This is a genomic window from Clostridia bacterium (assembly GCA_028698525.1).
Lineage (GTDB): Bacteria > Bacillota > Clostridia > JAQVDB01 > JAQVDB01 > JAQVDB01.
Window position 1 is genome coordinate 21,205 of the sequence record JAQVDB010000015.1, and the last position, 16,882, is coordinate 38,086.

Annotated in this window: 21 protein-coding genes; 20 read left to right on the top strand and 1 reads right to left on the bottom strand. The window is 35.7% G+C overall.

Features of this window, described 5'->3' with window-relative positions; genetic code table 11:
• The first annotated feature begins 65 nt into the window (after positions 1-65).
• The 20 genes from rsxC to PHP06_03540 all read left to right on the top strand — a co-directional run bounded on the left by rsxC (position 66) and on the right by PHP06_03540 (position 16,437).
• Positions 66-1,394, top strand: coding sequence for an electron transport complex subunit RsxC (rsxC, locus tag PHP06_03445; protein ID MDD3839606.1), 1,329 nt, complete (start codon positions 66-68; stop codon positions 1,392-1,394).
• 22 nt (positions 1,395-1,416) lie between these two features.
• Positions 1,417-2,337 (top strand): RnfABCDGE type electron transport complex subunit D, encoded by a 921-nt coding sequence (locus PHP06_03450; GenBank protein MDD3839607.1) that lies wholly within the window; start codon positions 1,417-1,419, stop codon positions 2,335-2,337.
• Positions 2,334-2,879 carry an RnfABCDGE type electron transport complex subunit G gene (locus PHP06_03455; GenBank protein ID MDD3839608.1) on the top strand — a complete coding sequence of 182 codons (546 nt, stop codon included), beginning with the start codon at positions 2,334-2,336 and terminating at the stop codon, positions 2,877-2,879. Before PHP06_03450 ends, PHP06_03455 begins: the two co-directional genes overlap by 4 nt.
• Complete coding sequence (locus PHP06_03460; GenBank protein ID MDD3839609.1) at positions 2,876-3,490, top strand: electron transport complex subunit E; 615 nt, start codon at positions 2,876-2,878, stop codon at positions 3,488-3,490. The genes PHP06_03455 and PHP06_03460 overlap by 4 nt, the downstream gene beginning before the upstream one ends.
• Before the next feature lie 21 nt (positions 3,491-3,511).
• Positions 3,512-4,096: an electron transport complex subunit RsxA gene (gene rsxA / locus PHP06_03465; protein ID MDD3839610.1), complete on the top strand. Its 585-nt coding sequence runs from the start codon at positions 3,512-3,514 to the stop codon at positions 4,094-4,096.
• Between the two features lie 31 nt (positions 4,097-4,127).
• Positions 4,128-5,111 (top strand): RnfABCDGE type electron transport complex subunit B, encoded by a 984-nt coding sequence (locus tag PHP06_03470; protein MDD3839611.1) that lies wholly within the window; start codon positions 4,128-4,130, stop codon positions 5,109-5,111.
• A gap of 287 nt (positions 5,112-5,398) precedes the next feature.
• Positions 5,399-5,653: a DUF4321 domain-containing protein gene (locus PHP06_03475; GenBank protein ID MDD3839612.1), complete on the top strand. Its 255-nt coding sequence runs from the start codon at positions 5,399-5,401 to the stop codon at positions 5,651-5,653.
• A gap of 4 nt (positions 5,654-5,657) precedes the next feature.
• Entirely contained in the window at positions 5,658-6,239 is a 582-nt protein-coding gene (locus PHP06_03480) for a Maf family protein (GenBank protein ID MDD3839613.1), read from the top strand.
• Positions 6,240-6,264: 25 nt separating this feature from the next.
• Positions 6,265-6,960 carry a DNA repair protein RadC gene (gene radC, locus PHP06_03485; GenBank protein ID MDD3839614.1) on the top strand — a complete coding sequence of 232 codons (696 nt, stop codon included), beginning with the start codon at positions 6,265-6,267 and terminating at the stop codon, positions 6,958-6,960.
• A gap of 34 nt (positions 6,961-6,994) precedes the next feature.
• Positions 6,995-8,029, top strand: a complete 1,035-nt coding sequence (locus tag PHP06_03490; GenBank protein MDD3839615.1) for a rod shape-determining protein — start codon at positions 6,995-6,997, stop codon at positions 8,027-8,029.
• A gap of 8 nt (positions 8,030-8,037) precedes the next feature.
• Positions 8,038-8,898, top strand: coding sequence for a rod shape-determining protein MreC (mreC, locus tag PHP06_03495; protein ID MDD3839616.1), 861 nt, complete (start codon positions 8,038-8,040; stop codon positions 8,896-8,898).
• A 14-nt stretch (positions 8,899-8,912) separates the two neighbouring features.
• The gene (mreD, locus tag PHP06_03500) at positions 8,913-9,425 is read left to right on the top strand and encodes a rod shape-determining protein MreD (GenBank protein MDD3839617.1); all 513 of its coding nucleotides are present in this window, start codon (positions 8,913-8,915) and stop codon (positions 9,423-9,425) included.
• A 69-nt stretch (positions 9,426-9,494) separates the two neighbouring features.
• A complete protein-coding gene (locus PHP06_03505) occupies positions 9,495-11,801 on the top strand; it encodes a penicillin-binding protein 2 (GenBank protein MDD3839618.1) in 2,307 nt (768 codons plus the stop codon).
• A 91-nt stretch (positions 11,802-11,892) separates the two neighbouring features.
• Complete coding sequence (gene minC / locus PHP06_03510; protein ID MDD3839619.1) at positions 11,893-12,591, top strand: septum site-determining protein MinC; 699 nt, start codon at positions 11,893-11,895, stop codon at positions 12,589-12,591.
• A gap of 12 nt (positions 12,592-12,603) precedes the next feature.
• A complete protein-coding gene (gene minD, locus PHP06_03515; protein MDD3839620.1) occupies positions 12,604-13,401 on the top strand; it encodes a septum site-determining protein MinD in 798 nt (265 codons plus the stop codon).
• Positions 13,402-13,438: 37 nt separating this feature from the next.
• The gene (gene minE, locus PHP06_03520; protein MDD3839621.1) at positions 13,439-13,726 is read left to right on the top strand and encodes a cell division topological specificity factor MinE; all 288 of its coding nucleotides are present in this window, start codon (positions 13,439-13,441) and stop codon (positions 13,724-13,726) included.
• Between the two features lie 67 nt (positions 13,727-13,793).
• Entirely contained in the window at positions 13,794-14,195 is a 402-nt protein-coding gene (locus PHP06_03525) for a hypothetical protein (protein ID MDD3839622.1), read from the top strand.
• A 165-nt stretch (positions 14,196-14,360) separates the two neighbouring features.
• Complete coding sequence (locus PHP06_03530; protein ID MDD3839623.1) at positions 14,361-15,314, top strand: TIGR01212 family radical SAM protein; 954 nt, start codon at positions 14,361-14,363, stop codon at positions 15,312-15,314.
• Positions 15,315-15,420: 106 nt separating this feature from the next.
• A complete protein-coding gene (locus PHP06_03535) occupies positions 15,421-15,825 on the top strand; it encodes a hypothetical protein (GenBank protein ID MDD3839624.1) in 405 nt (134 codons plus the stop codon).
• 117 nt (positions 15,826-15,942) lie between these two features.
• Positions 15,943-16,437, top strand: a complete 495-nt coding sequence (locus PHP06_03540; GenBank protein ID MDD3839625.1) for a nitroreductase family protein — start codon at positions 15,943-15,945, stop codon at positions 16,435-16,437.
• Positions 16,438-16,501: 64 nt separating this feature from the next.
• On the opposite strand, the gene PHP06_03545 is transcribed toward PHP06_03540, so the two are convergent.
• Positions 16,502-16,738 carry a YkoF family thiamine/hydroxymethylpyrimidine-binding protein gene (locus PHP06_03545; protein ID MDD3839626.1) on the bottom strand — a complete coding sequence of 79 codons (237 nt, stop codon included), beginning with the start codon at positions 16,736-16,738 and terminating at the stop codon, positions 16,502-16,504.
• Positions 16,739-16,882: the final 144 nt, after the last annotated feature.

The following is a 16,882-nucleotide window of genomic DNA, read 5'->3' on the forward strand; positions in this document are numbered from 1 at the left end:
CAATGTTGTTTTATTTTTAGCATCAAATATATTTAGGGTTTCAATAAAAGGTGAGGTGAAATATATTGAATGGTGTATTAACTTTTCGTGGTGGTATCCATCCACCTCATAGAAAATCTAGAACTAGCAGTTTAGAGATAAAAAAAGCAGAGACACCTTCCATTCTTGTAATTCCTATGCAGCAGCATATTGGAGCACCTTGTATTCCTATCGTGGAAAAGGGACAATATGTTAAAGTTGGTCAAAAGTTAGGAGAAGCAAAGGGATTTGTGAGTGCTCCTGTGCATTCCAGTGTATCAGGGATTGTTAAGGAAATAAAAAAGTGGGAATATCCTCTAGGACAAGAGGTAGATTCTATAGTTATTGAATCTGATGGCAATGAAACTATAGATGAATCAGTTCGTCCTGTCAGCTCATTAGAAGATTTGTCTCCTGACGAGATAAGACAAATTATAAGAGAGGCAGGTATCGTGGGGATGGGGGGAGCTACATTTCCTACTCAGGTAAAACTATCTCCACCTCCTGAAAAGAAAATTGATACTGTTATTATAAATGGTGCAGAATGCGAACCGTATTTAACTGCCGATCACAGAGTTATGCTTGAAAAGCCTGATGATGTTATATTCGGGCTTAAAGCGATAATGAAAACTGTAAGGGTTGATCATGGTTATATAGCTATAGAAGACAATAAAAAAGATGCAATTAAATTACTGACAAAAAAATGTGCTGATCGATCCGACATTTCAGTTGTGACTTTAAAGACAAAATATCCTCAGGGTGCTGAAAAACAATTGATTAAGGCTATAACTGGAAAAGAAGTACCTTCAGGTGGGTTGCCTATGGATGTTGGTGTAATAGTATCCAACGTTGGTACTGCATGTGCAATAGCAAATGCAGTAAATGTAGGTATGCCTCTGGTAGAACGGGTTGTTACTGTTACAGGTAACGGTGTAAAAAACCCGCAGAATATGTTGGTTAAAATAGGAGTTACCTTTAGGGAAGTGATAGAGCAATGTGGTGGTTTTAATGGAACACCTGCAAAAGTTATCATGGGAGGGCCTATGATGGGGTTAGCCCAATATTCAATCGATGTTCCGGTGATCAAAGGTACGTCCGGTATATTGGTATTGACTGAAGATGAAGCAAAGCAGCATCAAGTCAAACAATGCATCAGATGTGCCAGGTGTGTTGATGCTTGTCCTGTAGGATTGATGCCTATAAATATTTCTAACTATATATCTATCGGTAATCTTGATGAAGCAGAAAAATTAAATGTGCTTGACTGCATAGAGTGCGGCAGTTGTTCTTTTACTTGTCCTGCAAGAAGGCCACTGCTTCCCAATATCAGGATGGCAAAACAAAAGATTATAGCGCAAAAGCGAAACAAAAAATAAATGCTTGGAGGGATAGAGAAAAATGGAAGATCAGAAATTTATTGTGTCATCTTCTCCTCACATAGCTACAGATGTTACAGTTAACAAAATAATGTATAGTGTGATCGCTGCACTGATTCCTACTGTAATATCTGGCATATATTATTTTGGTATTTATTCTGTGTGGATGATACTGGCAAGTATATTGGCTTGTGTATTGACTGAGTTTGTCTTTCAAAAATTGAGAAACAAACCTCTGACTATAGATGATGGAAGTGCTGTAGTTACCGGCCTTCTCTTGGCTTTGACTTTACCACCCCGATTACCGTTGTGGATGGTTATTCTAGGGGCGGTAGTAGCAATCGGACTGGGAAAGCAGGTTTTTGGGGGAGTGGGATGTAACCCTTTTAACCCGGCCCTAGTGGGGAGAGCATTTTTGATAATAAGTTTTCCCGTCCATATGACTACATGGATTAATCCTGTAGATGGTGTTACATCTGCGACACCGTTGAATTTACTAAAGATGGAAGGAGCTACTACAAGTTATATTGATTTATTTACCGGTAATATAGGTGGGTCTATCGGTGAGACCTCTGTAATAGCCATTATTTTAGGGGGAATTTATCTTATTTATAAAGGTTATGCTGACTGGAGGATACCTGTAGGTTATTTAGCAAGTGTTGCTATACTGTCCCTTATAATTGGACAGGACCCAATCTTTCACCTGTTAGCCGGAGGATTGTTATTTGGGGCATTTTTTATGGCAACTGATATGGTAACAACGCCTGTGACCAAAATAGGAAGGTTTGTCTTTGGTATAGGTGCAGGAGTTTTAGTAGTTATAATAAGGGTATATGGAGGTTATCCTGAAGGCGTGATGTTTTCAATACTTTTAATGAATGGTTTGACACCCATAATTGACAGATATACCCGCTCCAGAATATATGGGGAGGTGCGCCAATGAAAGGAATATTGAGGTTAGTAGTTGTACTTGGTATTATTTCCATTTTATCAGGGTTTATTTTAGCAGAAACATCTATCCTTACACAGCCTAAAATAGAAGAAGTAGCTCAAGCCAGACTGGAGGAGGCAATTTTTGAAGTATTGCCCGATGCCAAGGAGTATCAGGAGGTTGATGGAGCCTCTATTGAAATGTATCAAGGTTATGATGATTCGGGTGATACTGTTGGTATAGCCTTTATTGCTCAGGAAGCGGGATTTCAAGGTGATATAAGTATAATGGTAGGTATGAATGTTGACGATGAGATCCTTACCGGAGTATCGATATTGAGTCATGCAGAGACACCAGGATTAGGTGCGAAAATAACGGAAGGCTTTTTTACTGATCAATTTAAAAATAAACCGGTGTCTGATGAATACCAGGTTAAGGAAGATGTGGATGCTATAACAGGTGCTACTGTTTCTTCTAAAGCTGTAGCTAAAGCATTAAAAGATAATATAGAAATTGCACTTGAAGAATATAAAAAGGGCGGTGGCAATCAATGAGGATGTGGAAAGAATTCACAAAAGGCTTATGGAAAGAAAATCCCACTTTCAGGCTGGTGCTGGGTATGTGTCCTACACTTGCTGTTACAAATGCAGCTATGAACGGTTTGGCAATGGGCCTTGCGACTACCTTCGTCCTGTTGTTTTCAGAAATAATAATTGCTGCCATAAAGGACTTGATACCCGACGAAGTTAGGATACCATCTTATATCATAATAGTTGCAACATTCGTGACTGTTATTGACTTGGTATTGGCTGCTTATTTTCCGGATATGCATAAGGTATTGGGTTTATTTATACCATTAATTGTTGTTAACTGTATTATACTGGGAAGGGCAGAAGCATTTGCATCAAAGAACACTGTGATGCTTTCCATAGCAGATGCACTAGGTATGGGTTTGGGTTTTACCGCATCTTTGACTGTGCTAGGAATAATAAGAGAAATACTGGGAATGGGAAGCGTATTTGGTATAAATATAATGGGAGAAGCATATACCCCAATAATAATATTTGTTTTAGCGCCTGGGGCGTTTATCACTTTAGGTATACTGATGGGAATAATGAATCATGTTTCTAATAAAAACAATTCGGGAAAAGATGAGTGCAGATAATGGGTGAAAGGGGGTTGCAATGTGAAAGAACTGATATTGATATTCGTAGGTTCTATATTGGTAAACAATTTCGTGCTGGCAAGGTTTTTGGGAACATGTCCTTTCTTAGGAGTATCTAAAAAGATCGATGTTGCTTTTAGTATGGGAATAGCAACGACTTTTGTAATGACTTTGTCTGCACCAGTAACTTGGATTGTACAAAAATATATACTTGAAAAGTTCGGTATGGAAAAATTTTTACAGTATGTTGCATTTATATTGATTATTGCTTCGCTGGTTCAATTGGTGGAGATGGTGATAAAAAAGAGCAGTCCGTCCTTATATCAAGCACTGGGGATATTTTTACCTTTGATAACTACAAATTGTGCAATTTTAGGACTTGCATTGATTTCTGCTACCAAGGGTTATACTCTCATTGAAAGCACTGTGTTTGGATTTGGAGGGGGTATTGGATTTACATTGGCTATTACAATGATGGCAGGCATTCGAGAACAATTAGAGTTTGCCGATGTACCGGAATGTTTAAAGGGAGTGGGAATTACGTTATTGATTGCAGGTATATTAGCCATGGCTTTTATGGGTTTTTCCGGATTGATAGCAATGTAATAGATATGCGAGGATAGTTGGAGGTGGAAAGATGAATAATAATATACTATTAATTGCAGTAGTGAGTATGGGTGGACTAGGTGTATTTTTCGGAGTAGTATTGGCACTTGCATCCAAAAAATTTGCAGTTCAAGTAGATGAGAGAATAGCCAAAACAAGAGAAATATTGCCCGGAGCTAATTGTGGAGCATGTGGTTTTGCCGGTTGTGATGCTTTTGCAGAAGCAGTGGTGAACAGAGAAGCACCTTTGACCGGGTGTACAGCCGGAGGACCGGATGTTTCTAATAAGATTGCCCAAGTATTGGGAATAGATTGTGATACAGAACAAGTAAGGAAATACGCTAAAGTCTTATGCAGTGGGGATTGCCAAAAGAGCAAAGATAAATATATATATATCGGATTACAGGATTGCAATGCTGCAGTACAATTAGCCGGAGGTAGCAAATCCTGTCAATATGGATGTTTAGGATTAGGATCATGTGTTAAAGCATGTAATTTTAATGCAATAAGCATAGTGAATGGGATTGCAGTAGTGGATCAAAATAAGTGTATCGGTTGTGGCAAATGCATTGATGAATGCCCGAAGGGATTGATTGAACTGGTTCCTGAAACAAGCCGAGTGCAGGTTTATTGCAAATCTGAAGATAGAGGAAAGACAGTAAAACAAAATTGTCAGGTAGGCTGTATCGGTTGTAGGATATGTGTAAGGGAATGCAAGTTTGATGCAATAAGTTTTGATGACAATCTTGCTCATATAGATTATGAAAAATGTACTAACTGTATGGTATGTGCAGAGAAATGTCCTACAGGTGCAATCCATGCAGAGTTTGCAAAAAGAAGAGTGGCTAATATAGATGAAGATAAATGTATAGGCTGTACTTTATGCAAAAAAGAGTGTAAATTTGATGCTATTGAAGGCGAAAAAAAGCAGCCTCATAAGGTGTTGGAAGATAAATGCGTTGGTTGTGGACAGTGTGAAGTAAGATGTCCTAAAGATGCCATAAGTATGAAATAAAAAGGATACTAATAAGCAGTATCCTTTTTATTAAATAAATGATAAATCTTTGTTATAAATTATTGAAAAAATTCTATTGTTTTTACTGCTAGAAATGCTATACTTAAATATGTGAGGCTTGTACTAACCAGTTTATAAGGGGTTTATTTAGTCACTTAAAGTTTCACTGCTCTGGATGTATGTTCTTGAAAGATTATGGTAAAAATAAAATACAAATACTGGTCAGCCTCTATTTTTGTATTTAAATTGAAATAATAAATATGGTAATATAAGAGGAGGCAGCATTTATGAGAAGTAGAGCGAGTAGAAATCCATGGGTTTTGTTTATATTAATATTATCAGGCATAATAATAGGGGGAGTAATAGGAGATATTTTGGGAAATTATTTTGATTTATTTAATTTCAACTATCCTATAGGCATGAAGAGCCCATTGGTAATTGACTTGAAGGTGCTAGAGTTTACCTTTGGTATTTTATTCAATGTGAATTTTGGAAGCATTATAGGCATGCTTTTTGCCATCATCAGTTATTTAAGGTCATAGAAATATGCATCAGATAATACTTGCGTCAAAATCGCCAAGGAGAGTAGAAATACTTAAAGAGCTAGGGATGGATGTTATTGTGGTGCCCAGTGATATTGATGAAACTTTAAATTGCATAGATTCGCCTGAACAAATTGTTATGGATCTAGCCTTAAGGAAGGCGAAGAGAGTTATTGATACAGGCGATATGCCAGGGATTGTCATTGGAGCAGATACAATTGTTGTAGCAGATGGCAAAATTTTAGGTAAACCTGATAGTATAGAGGATGCCTATAATATGATAAAAATGTTACAAGGAAGATATCATAATGTAATCACAGGCGTTGCCTTGATAGATAGTGATACAGGTCGAACAATAGTTGATTACCAGAAAACAAAAGTAAAGATAAAGACATTATCTGATTCACAGATAATAAAATATCTAAACAAAGAAAAGGTATTTGATAAAGCTGGTTCATATGCAATACAAGGTTATGGTTCTGTCATTGTCGAAAAAATAGATGGCTGTTACTTTAATGTAGTTGGTCTACCTGTATCAAAACTATATGATATGTTGAAGAAATTTGGCATTGATATGCTGTCATAACTACTCATGAAATAGGTGATATTATATGGGCAGTAAACAGTATAATCTTACAATAAGAGAAATGCCTAAAGGCGAAAGACCTAGAGAAAGACTTCTTAAATATGGTGTTAAGGCTTTATCTGATGGAGAATTGTTGGCTATACTTTTAAGGACAGGGACAAAAAATCAATCCGCTATTACACTGGCTCATAAATTGCTTGCCAAGGAAGGCGGTTTGAGATACCTTATCGATGCTACGGTAGAAGAACTCAGTACAAATCCAGGTATTGGCTTGGCAAAAGCATCACAGATTAAAGCCTCAATAGAGTTAGGGAGAAGAATATCTTCTATGGGCACTGAAGAAAGATACAGCATCACCACCCCTAGAGATGCAGCTAACTTGCTGATGGGTGAAATGCGCCACCTTAAAAAGGAGCATTTTAAAGTAATTGAGTTAAACATCAAAAATCAGGTAATGGGTATAGAGAGCGTTTCAATTGGCAACATAAATACTTCTATAGCACATCCTAGAGAAGTGTTTAGCAATCCTATAAAAGTTGGATGTGCGTCTATAATATTAGCTCATAATCATCCTAGCGGTGATCCTAAGCCAAGTTCAGCAGATATCAAGGTAACCAAGAGGATTGTTGAAGCAGGTAAAATTTTAGGGATAGAGGTATTAGACCATATAATAATTGGAGATGGAATATTTATAAGTTTAAAACAAAAAGAGTTAATGTAAAAAACGTATTAATATTGGAAGGAGCAAATAAAGTATGGGTCTGTTAAACGTGTTTTCTAGAGATCTAGGGATAGATCTCGGTACAGCTAATACCCTGGTGCATGTCAGAGGGAAAGGTATAGCAGTAAGGGAGCCTTCTGTTGTAGCTATAAGAAATGATAATACCAGGGAAGTTCTTGCAGTAGGGCAAGAGGCCAAAAAGATGATAGGTAGAACGCCGGGGAATATAATTGCAATAAGACCTATGAAAGATGGTGTTATTGCTGATTTTGATATAACACAGGAGATGCTAAAATATTTTATAAGAAAGGCTAGTCCGAGGAAGTTTCCTATCCCTCCACGAGTAGTAGTATGTGTGCCTTCTGGAGTCACTGAAGTGGAAAAAAGGGCAGTAGAAGAAGCAACCAGGCAGGCCGGTGCAAGAGATGCCTTTTTAATAGAAGAACCGATGGCTGCAGCTATTGGTGCAGAACTTCCTGTACATGAGCCAACAGGGAGTATGGTAGTTGATATAGGAGGAGGTACAAGCGAGGTAGCCATTATTTCGCTGGGAGGGATTGTCACTAGCATGTCCTTGAGAGTTGGGGGAGACGATATGGATGAAGCTATCGTTTACTATATTAAAAAGAATTATAACTTGATGATAGGAGAGAGAACCTCCGAGGAAATAAAGATGAAAATAGGTTCAGCCTATCAGATAGAACAACAGGTATCGTTGGATATAAGAGGAAGAGACTTGGTTACTGGACTTCCTAAAACGTTGACTATAACATCAGAAGAAGTTATGGCTGCATTAAACGAGCCGGTGACTAGGATAGTGGATGCAATAAAGTTAACTCTTGAAAAAACTCCTCCCGAACTTGCAGCGGATATTATGGATAGAGGAATAATGCTCACAGGGGGAGGGGCTCTTTTAAACGGATTTGATGCTTTAGTAAAAAGCGAAACTGGAATGCCGGTCAACATATCAGAATATCCTCTAGACTGTGTAGCTCTGGGTACTGGAAAAGTATTGGAAGAATTGGATACGTTAAAAAGAGTTTTAATCACTGGTAGAAACATTGGTTAGGAGGGGTGATGAATTTGCCCCAATTCTTTAAGAATAAGCAACTTATTTCTATAATTCTTATTACAATCTTTCTTCTTTTTTTAATAGGCTATAGTTCAACTCAAACGGGGACCACTAGTATGTTTGAGGATTGGATAGGGAAAGTGCTTACTCCTGTGCAGGGTGTTATGTACCAGGTAAGTGGTAGCATATATGATTTTTTTACTAGCTTTCATACGAAAAAAGAATTGGCGGAAGAGAATAGGATACTTAAGGAAAAAGTAGAAGAGTTGGAAAGTATAGACAGAGAAGCTGGCAATTTAGAACAGGAGAATAAAAGGCTGAGAGAGTTGTTGGAATTTAAAGATGATAATAAATCTCATCCTGTTGCTGCTGCAAGAGTGGTGGGGAAAAACCCAGGTAATTGGTTCAACGTGTTTGTAATCAATAAAGGTACCAATGACGGTATAGATGTGGATATGGCAGTTGTAAATAAGGATGGATTGGTAGGAAGAGTGGTCGAAGCAGGCAATGATTTTTCTAAGGTTCTTACTATAATAGATGCTAGGAGTTCAGTATCCGGAGTGATAGAGAGAACTAGAGATAATGGTGTGGTAAGAGGGAACAATTTTTTGGATGCTGGAGATGGATTGTGCAAGATGGTGTATCTTCCGATAGAATCGGATATAGTTGTGGGGGATAAGGTTATTACATCTGGAATAGGCGGGATAATACCTAAAGGGATAGTTATTGGAGAAATACAGGAGATTGTAAAAGAACAAGATGAATTATTAAAGTATGCAATATTAAAGCCAGAGGTTGATTTTTTAAGAATAGAAGAAGTACTAGTGGTAAAAAGCGAAATACCTAAAATTGATGCAATAGAGTAAAAAGGGGAAAAAATATGAGGTTTATAGTTACTGGTTTGATAATGATAGCGGATTTTATTCTTCAAACCACTGTGTTTGACTATATCGAAATAGGGGGAGTAAAGCCAAATACTTTTATTATAATGCTTGTTTCATTCGCAATTTTGGATGGAAGTTTAACAGGGGCAATCATGGGATTAATCGGAGGGTTTGCACATGATATATTTTTTTCAGATATAATAGGAGTAAATGCATTGATTTATATGCTTTTAGGTTATTCAATTGGTTTTGCTCATGAAAAGGTATATAGGGATTCTTTGATTGTACCTGTTATAATAACCTTTATTTCTACTATAGCTTTAGGAATATTAACTTTTATCTATACCTTTTTTGCTAGGTTTCAAATTGAGTTTAATGTGATATTTATCAACAAGTTATTTCCTGAAGCTGTGTACAATAGTATCCTTTCTATTTTTATATATTATTGGATTTTAAAATTGCACAAGTTAAAATTTATGGGTAAGAAATGGTATTATAGAAAATCTTAGCTTTCAGAGAAGTCAGGGATTTGCCCCTGACTTTTTAAGAAGGACAATCTGCTATTTAAGGTGGTTACATTGAAGATAAAAAAGTTTTTTAATAAACATAATATATTGATTATAGTTGTAATAATTCTATTTCTTCAATTAGTATTTCAGCTGGCTGATATGCAGATAACCAAGGGGGAGTACTATAAAAAGTTATCAGAAAATGAGAAGATGAGAGTGGTAGAGCAGCCGGCACCGAGGGGGAAAATATTGGATGCAAATGGGATAGTCCTAGCAGACAATCGCCCTAGTTTTACTGTACAGATGATCAGGAACAAAAAAACTGACGATAATATAAATGAAATTGTTTTAAAGGTTGCAAGTATATTGGAATATAATGGGGATGAATATATTGATGATTTCCCTTTAGAGATAAAAGATAAAGATGGTCAAGTATTTTTTGAATTTCGGTCTAGGGATGAAGAACAGAGCGAAGAAGAGGAAATGCGATGGAAGAAACAGAATGGGATTAGATCGGATTATACTGCAAAGCAGGTATTGGACAAATATAGAAAGAAATATAATATAGATAATAAATTGAACGATAGGGATGCTCTTAAGATTATAGAGATAAGAAGCTTAATTGATAGCCATGGATATTATAGGAGCTATATTCCGGTGGAAATTGCACTAGATATAAGTCAGGAGTCTGTAGCTATGCTTGAAACCAAGGCCTTGGAGCTTCCTGGGATTAATGTTGTATATAAACCCATAAGGTATTACCCATATAATACACTAGCCTGTCATATATTAGGGTATATAGGCAAAATACCGGCTAATCAATCAGATGAATATCAGGAAAAAGGATATAATGTTTCCAGCGATATGATTGGAATAACAGGATTAGAGGGGGTTTTAGAAGACGAATTAGCAGGAACTAAAGGTAAAAAATGGGTGTATGTGAATAATATCGGCAGGATTCATAAAGAGCTGGATAAAGAACCTCCTATTGCAGGCAAAGATGTAGTTCTTACTATTGATAAAAAATTGCAGGAAGTTGCAGAAAAGACTTTAAAGATGAGAATAGATCAGATGAAAAATGGGGAGCTGCCTTTTAAGCCAGGAGTAAAGTTTCCTGTAGATATAGGGTCGGTTGTTGCAATAGATGTAAATACCGGAGGAGTACTTGCAATGGCAAGTTACCCGAATTATGATCCTAATTTATTTGCAACAGGCATAAGCACAGAAGATTGGAAGGCATTAAATCCGGAATATGATAGAATAGACCCGACATTGCCTAGGCCAATGGTAAATAATGCAATATCAGGAGCTTTTCCACCTGGTTCTACGTTTAAAATGGTAACTGCAACTGCTGCACTTCAGGAAGGTGCTATAGGTGTAAATGATAAGATTCTTACCAAAGGGTCGTATACGAAATATTCTAGAACCCATGCTCCTGGATGCTGGTTATGGAACTCATACAGGAGAACACACGGGTATGAAAATGTAAAGGATGCAATTCGTGATTCATGCAACTATTATTTTTACGAGATAGGTGATAGAGTAGGCATAGAAAAGATTGCGGAATACGCTAAAAAGTATGGACTAGGGCAAAACACCGGAATAGAGCTATCAGGGGAGGTATCGGGTAACGTTGATGGGCCCCAGCACAGAACTCCATATGCAAAATCTGTGATCAATAATGCTTTAAAGAAATATATTGATGTTGATAAAGAGGGAAACCAACAAATCATAGATGATATGATTAAGACCCCTCATTGGGGGCATGTAAGAGCTAAACTTAAGGAACTCGGCTTAACTGATAGTCAGCTTGATGATGTTTTCAATATAGTATTCAGGTGGGCTAATTGGTCATATTGGCCTCCCACTAATACTTTGAGTGCTTCTATTGGTCAAGGGGATCATAATTTTACGCCTGTTCAGCTAGCTAACTATGTTGCAACTATTGTTAATGGTGGAAAGAGATACAAGGTACATCTTGTAAAAGAAATAGTTGATAAAAATGGCCAGAGGAAAATGGTCCAACCTGAAGTGACTGAGGAACTAAATGTAGATGATAAATATCTTGAAGCAATAAAGGAAGGAATGTGGATGGTTACTCAGCCGGGAGGTACTGCATCTACTTACTTTAAAGATTTGCCCTTTAATGTGGGAGCAAAGACAGGAACAGCTCAATATATTAAAGGAAAAGAAAATCACTCTGTTTTTGTTGCATTTGCACCTTATGAGGACCCACAGATAGCAGTTGCTATTATTATTCCAGGAGGCGATACAGGAGGGTACTCTGCTGACATAGCAGTAGAAATATTTAAAGAATATTTGAAGATAGATGATAATGAGACGAATGAGTTAATTTATAATGGCCTAAACAGATAATCATAAATTTTTCAAAAAATGAAGGATTTAGCTATTTGTTAGAGAATATAGTAATTTATATAGTTAAAATTATGGGGGTTTATAGCTGATTATGTCAAAAGACGCTGTCATTTTTAAAGGAACTAAACATGGCATTTTAGTTAAGATGAGCAAAATGTATACATTTGATGTGATAAAATATGAATTAACAGAAAAATTAAGAGCATCAGGGGATTTTTTTGATGGTGCCAATGTTGTTCTAGGCCTAGATGGAAGAGATTTAAATGATAATGAGATTAAAGAGGTTGAAGATATAATAAATAAAAATACCGGCGTTGCAAATTTAAAGATATTAAAACAGCATGATATCGAAAGGATGGGGGATCAGGAGGGAGAAAACTCCATTGCACCAGTCAGGGACAGGAAAGACGTTTTTGAAGAAGGAAAAGTGAAGATAATTAGAGGAACTATAAGAAACGGACAGAGAATAAGTTTTGATGGTAATATTGTAGTAATAGGCGATGTAAATCCTGGAGGCGAAATAATTGCTAGTGGCAATATAATGATAATGGGCCTCTTTAGGGGAATTGCCCATGCAGGGGTTGATGGGAATAGGGATTGTTTTGTTGCTGCATATTATTTACAGCCTACTCAGCTCAGGATTTCAAATGTGATAGCTCGATGTCCGGATAATAGTAATTTATCTGTAAAACCTGATTGTCCTGAAATTGCATATATCAATGAAGATGGTGCACTAGTAATTGAATCATATCAAAGCTGGAAAATTTGTACACATCCGAGCAAAGCATAGGAGGAATAGTATATGGGTGAGGTAATTGTGATAACTTCCGGAAAAGGTGGAGTAGGTAAGACTACAACAACTGCTAATATTGGCGCAGGATTAGCGCTTTTAGGTAAAAGTGTTGTGCTGGTAGATGCGGATATTGGGCTTAGAAATCTAGATGTAGTGATGGGACTTGAGAACAGGATAGTTTATGATCTTGTAGATGTAGTAGAGGGTGTTTGTAGGCTAAAACAAGCGTTGATAAAAGACAAAAGATTCGAAAGTCTTTTTCTGCTAGCTGCAGCACAGACTAGGGATAAAACAGCTATTAGCCCTGAACAGATGAAAAAACTATGTGACGAATTAAAGGAGAGGTTTGACTATATTATTGTTGATTGTCCTGCAGGCATAGAACAAGGGTTTAAAAATGCCATAGCTGGGGCAGATAATGCTGTAGTTGTAACGGTTCCAGAGGTATCTTCTGTGAGGGATGCAGACAGGATAATAGGATTATTGTCTGCAAATGAGATATTTAACCCTAAATTGATAATAAACAGATTAAAAGTCGATATGGTAAAACGAGGAGACATGATGAATATAGATGATACTATTGATATTTTAGGTATTGATCTTTTGGGCGTTATTCCTGATGATGAAAAGATTGTTATTTCCACAAACCGGGGAGAACCAGTGATTATTGATGATAAATCGATGGCATCAGAGGCTTATAGGAATATTTCTAAAAGAATAGTGGGAGAAGAAGTTCCTATAATGAATATGGAAGTAGAAGAAGGATTTTTATCAAAATTGAAAAAGATTTTCGGCATTAGGGCATAAGCAGTACTTTACTAATATTAAGGGGGAAAATGGTTTGCTGGACTTATTTAAATTCTTTTCGAAAGAACAGTCAACTAGTAAGGATATAGCAAAAGAAAGATTAAAAATGGTACTGGTGAATGACAGATCTAACGTTTCTCCGAAATTTCTCGAAATGCTTAAAGGGGATATTGTAGATGTGATATCTAACTATATGGAAGTAGAGGAGAAAGACATGAATGTTAAGTTCACAAGGACAATAAGGGAAGATGATACACCAGTACAGACATTGGTAGCTAATATTCCCATAAAAAAAGTAAAAAATATAGGCAAGAATACATATTGAAAAATTCGTACATTTTCTTCAATATAATCAGTATTTTAGCTAAACAAAGCCATGAGGAGGGATATCATTGGTTAAGGTTTTTTTAGGGAAAAAAGGTATAGGCAAAACCAAAAAACTTATAGAGATGGCCAATACATCTGTTGATAAGTGTGATGGAGGTATTATTTACTTAGATGATGATAGTCGTCATATTTATGACTTGAATTATAATGTAAGGTTTATTAATACCAAAGAGTTTGACATTAATGATTCTAAAGAGTTTTATGGTTTTATTTGTGGTATAATATCTGCTAATTATGACGTAAGAAAGATATTCATAGATGGGCTAATAAATATCGTAAGCGAAGACTTAAAGGATTTAAAAGGATTTTTTGATGGTTTGAAAAAGCTATCAAAAAAATTCACAGTGGACTTCATAATCGTAATAAATGCTGATCCGGAAGAAGTGCCGGATTTTTTAAATGTTTAAAGGCTAAATAAAAAAACTGGTATGAAAAGGAGGTCTATGGGAATTCACTTACCTTTTATACCAGTTTTTATTCCATGTCTATAGAATATAATTTAATAAATGCACATATGGGCAAAAATCCTGTGGAAATCACAATAAAAATTTAGTCGATAAGAAGGATTAAGTATGCAAGATAGATATAATATTTATTCAAAGTATCTTAAAAAAAGGTACGGAGAAAAAGTTTATAAAATACCGATAAATATTCCCGTTTCATGTCCTAATAGAGATGGATGCATAGGGTATGGAGGGTGTATTTTTTGTGGCGACCAAGGAGCGGGTTTTGAAAGCTTATCAAACAGTATTCCTGTCAGCCAACAATTAATGACCAATATAGAATATATTGGAAGAAGATATAGTGCTAACAAGTTCATAGCATATTTTCAGAATTATACAAATACATATATGGAGCCCCAGAGGTTTGCCTCCTATATTGAAGAGGTCTGTATAAGCGATGTGGTAGCTATCTATATTTCAACAAGACCAGATAGTATAAATGAACAATATTTTAATATGTTTAAAGATATAAATAAGAAATATAATAAGGATATAGTTTTGGAGTTAGGACTGCAGACAGCTAATTATCATACACTAAGAAAGGTAAATAGAGGGCATACACTTGCAGAATTTATTGATACAGTCATAAATGCTAAAAAATATGGTGTCCAAGTATGTGCCCATCTTATTCTGAATTTACCCTGGGATGATATGGATGATGTTATTGAGAGTGCAAAGCTGGTTTCTGCAATGAGGGTTGACCAAGTAAAACTTCATTCTTTATATATTTTAAAAAACACCGTTATAGGGAACATGTATTTGAACGGTGATATAAATATAAGCAGTATGGATGATTATATAAACAGGGTTGTAACTTTTCTGGAATATTTGGCCCCTGATATAGTAGTTCAAAGGCTTATAGGAAGAGCCCCCGAACAAGAAACTTTGTTTGCAAACTGGAATACAAGTTGGTGGAAAATCAAAGATTTGATAATTGAAAAGATGTTACAAAAAGATACTTATCAAGGCAAAAAATTCAATTATCTAGGAGGAAAAGTTTTAGATTTGAAACTTAAAAAATAGGATTATAGGTATGGGATGTTAAAATATACTGGTATGGTGGAAATGTAAGGTTATTATGTCAAAATAATTACAACATATATTTAATGTATAGGTACAAAATAATAATATGCTGTGGAAATTTTTTTTATACGGAATATTAGGATGGTTGGTGGAGATTGTATGGACTGGTATGGGTTCATTATTAAGAGGAAATTGGACACTTGCAAGCCATACATATTTATGGATGCTACCGGTGTATGGGAGTGCAGTTTTTTTAGAACCTATACATAACAGGATACGAAGACACCCGTGGATAAGCAGAGGAATTTTATGGATGGGAGTGATTTTAGTTATCGAATATGTATCAGGTTGGCTTATACAGCAGGTCATAGGGGTTTGTCCATGGGATTATTCAAACAATACCAACTTTTCTGTTAATGGATTTATTAGGCTAGATTATGCTCCAGCTTGGTTTATTGCAGGTCTATTATTTGAACATGTACACGATTATATATCAAAGATTAAGTTATAAAAATATTTATATTTTTTAATTGCTATAGGATTTATATAAAAATTTGACACACTATGTTTATATTGTATTATTTGGGTAATATATATTAGTGCTAGGATTTATTAGGGAGGTTAGAGAATGAAGGCGATTACTGCAATAAAAGAGAGAAGAAGCATAAGAAAATATCAAAAAAAAGATATTCCAAAGGATGTTATTGAAGATATAGTAGATTGCGCTAGATTTGCTGCAAGTGCCAGAAACGAACAGCCTTGGGAATTCATAGCAATTAAAGAAAAACGCAAATTAAAAGATATAGCTAATTCGACTGAAAATGGGAAATTCATTGAAGGTGCTAATGCATGTATAGCAGTTTTTTGTAAGAATACTGCTAAATATAAGGTTGAAGACGGCTGTGCTGCGACACAGAATATGTTGGTAGCAGCAAAAGCCCATGGTATATCGTCTTGTTGGGTAGCAGGCTATCAGAAGCCATACAGTGATCGGATTTCAGATATTTTAAATGTACCTGAAGAATATACTTTAATTTCTCTTGTGTCTTTAGGATATTCTAATGAGCAGAAGACTGTCAATAAAAGGAGTCTTCAAGAAGTGTTACATTGGGAATCTTTTTAAAAGGCGGATTTAATATCCGCCTTTTTTAATTTCATTAATCATATTCTCATTTTACAGATGGTGATTAATGTACTGCATTGGATATTGTAACTACCATATTTACTTCTCCGCCCCTTTGGGCTTCATCAAATAGCGCTTTTAATCCTTTCCATACTTCATCTTCATCTCCGTGAATATGTGTACTGATAGAACCTACATTATATTCTATATTACTTTGCTTTAATGTCATAATAGAATTATCTATTATCGAAGTTGCGTCGTTTGTCTTTAATGGATATAGAGATGTTTCTGCACAAATCATGTGGTTGTCCTCCTTAAATTATCATCTATATTTAGTTTAATTAATACTGAAAGATTTATTCTAAACAAAATATGGTTGTTATGTGAATTTATGGTGTTGGTTAAAGTGATTAAAAATAATATAAATGAGTATGATAATAGAGAA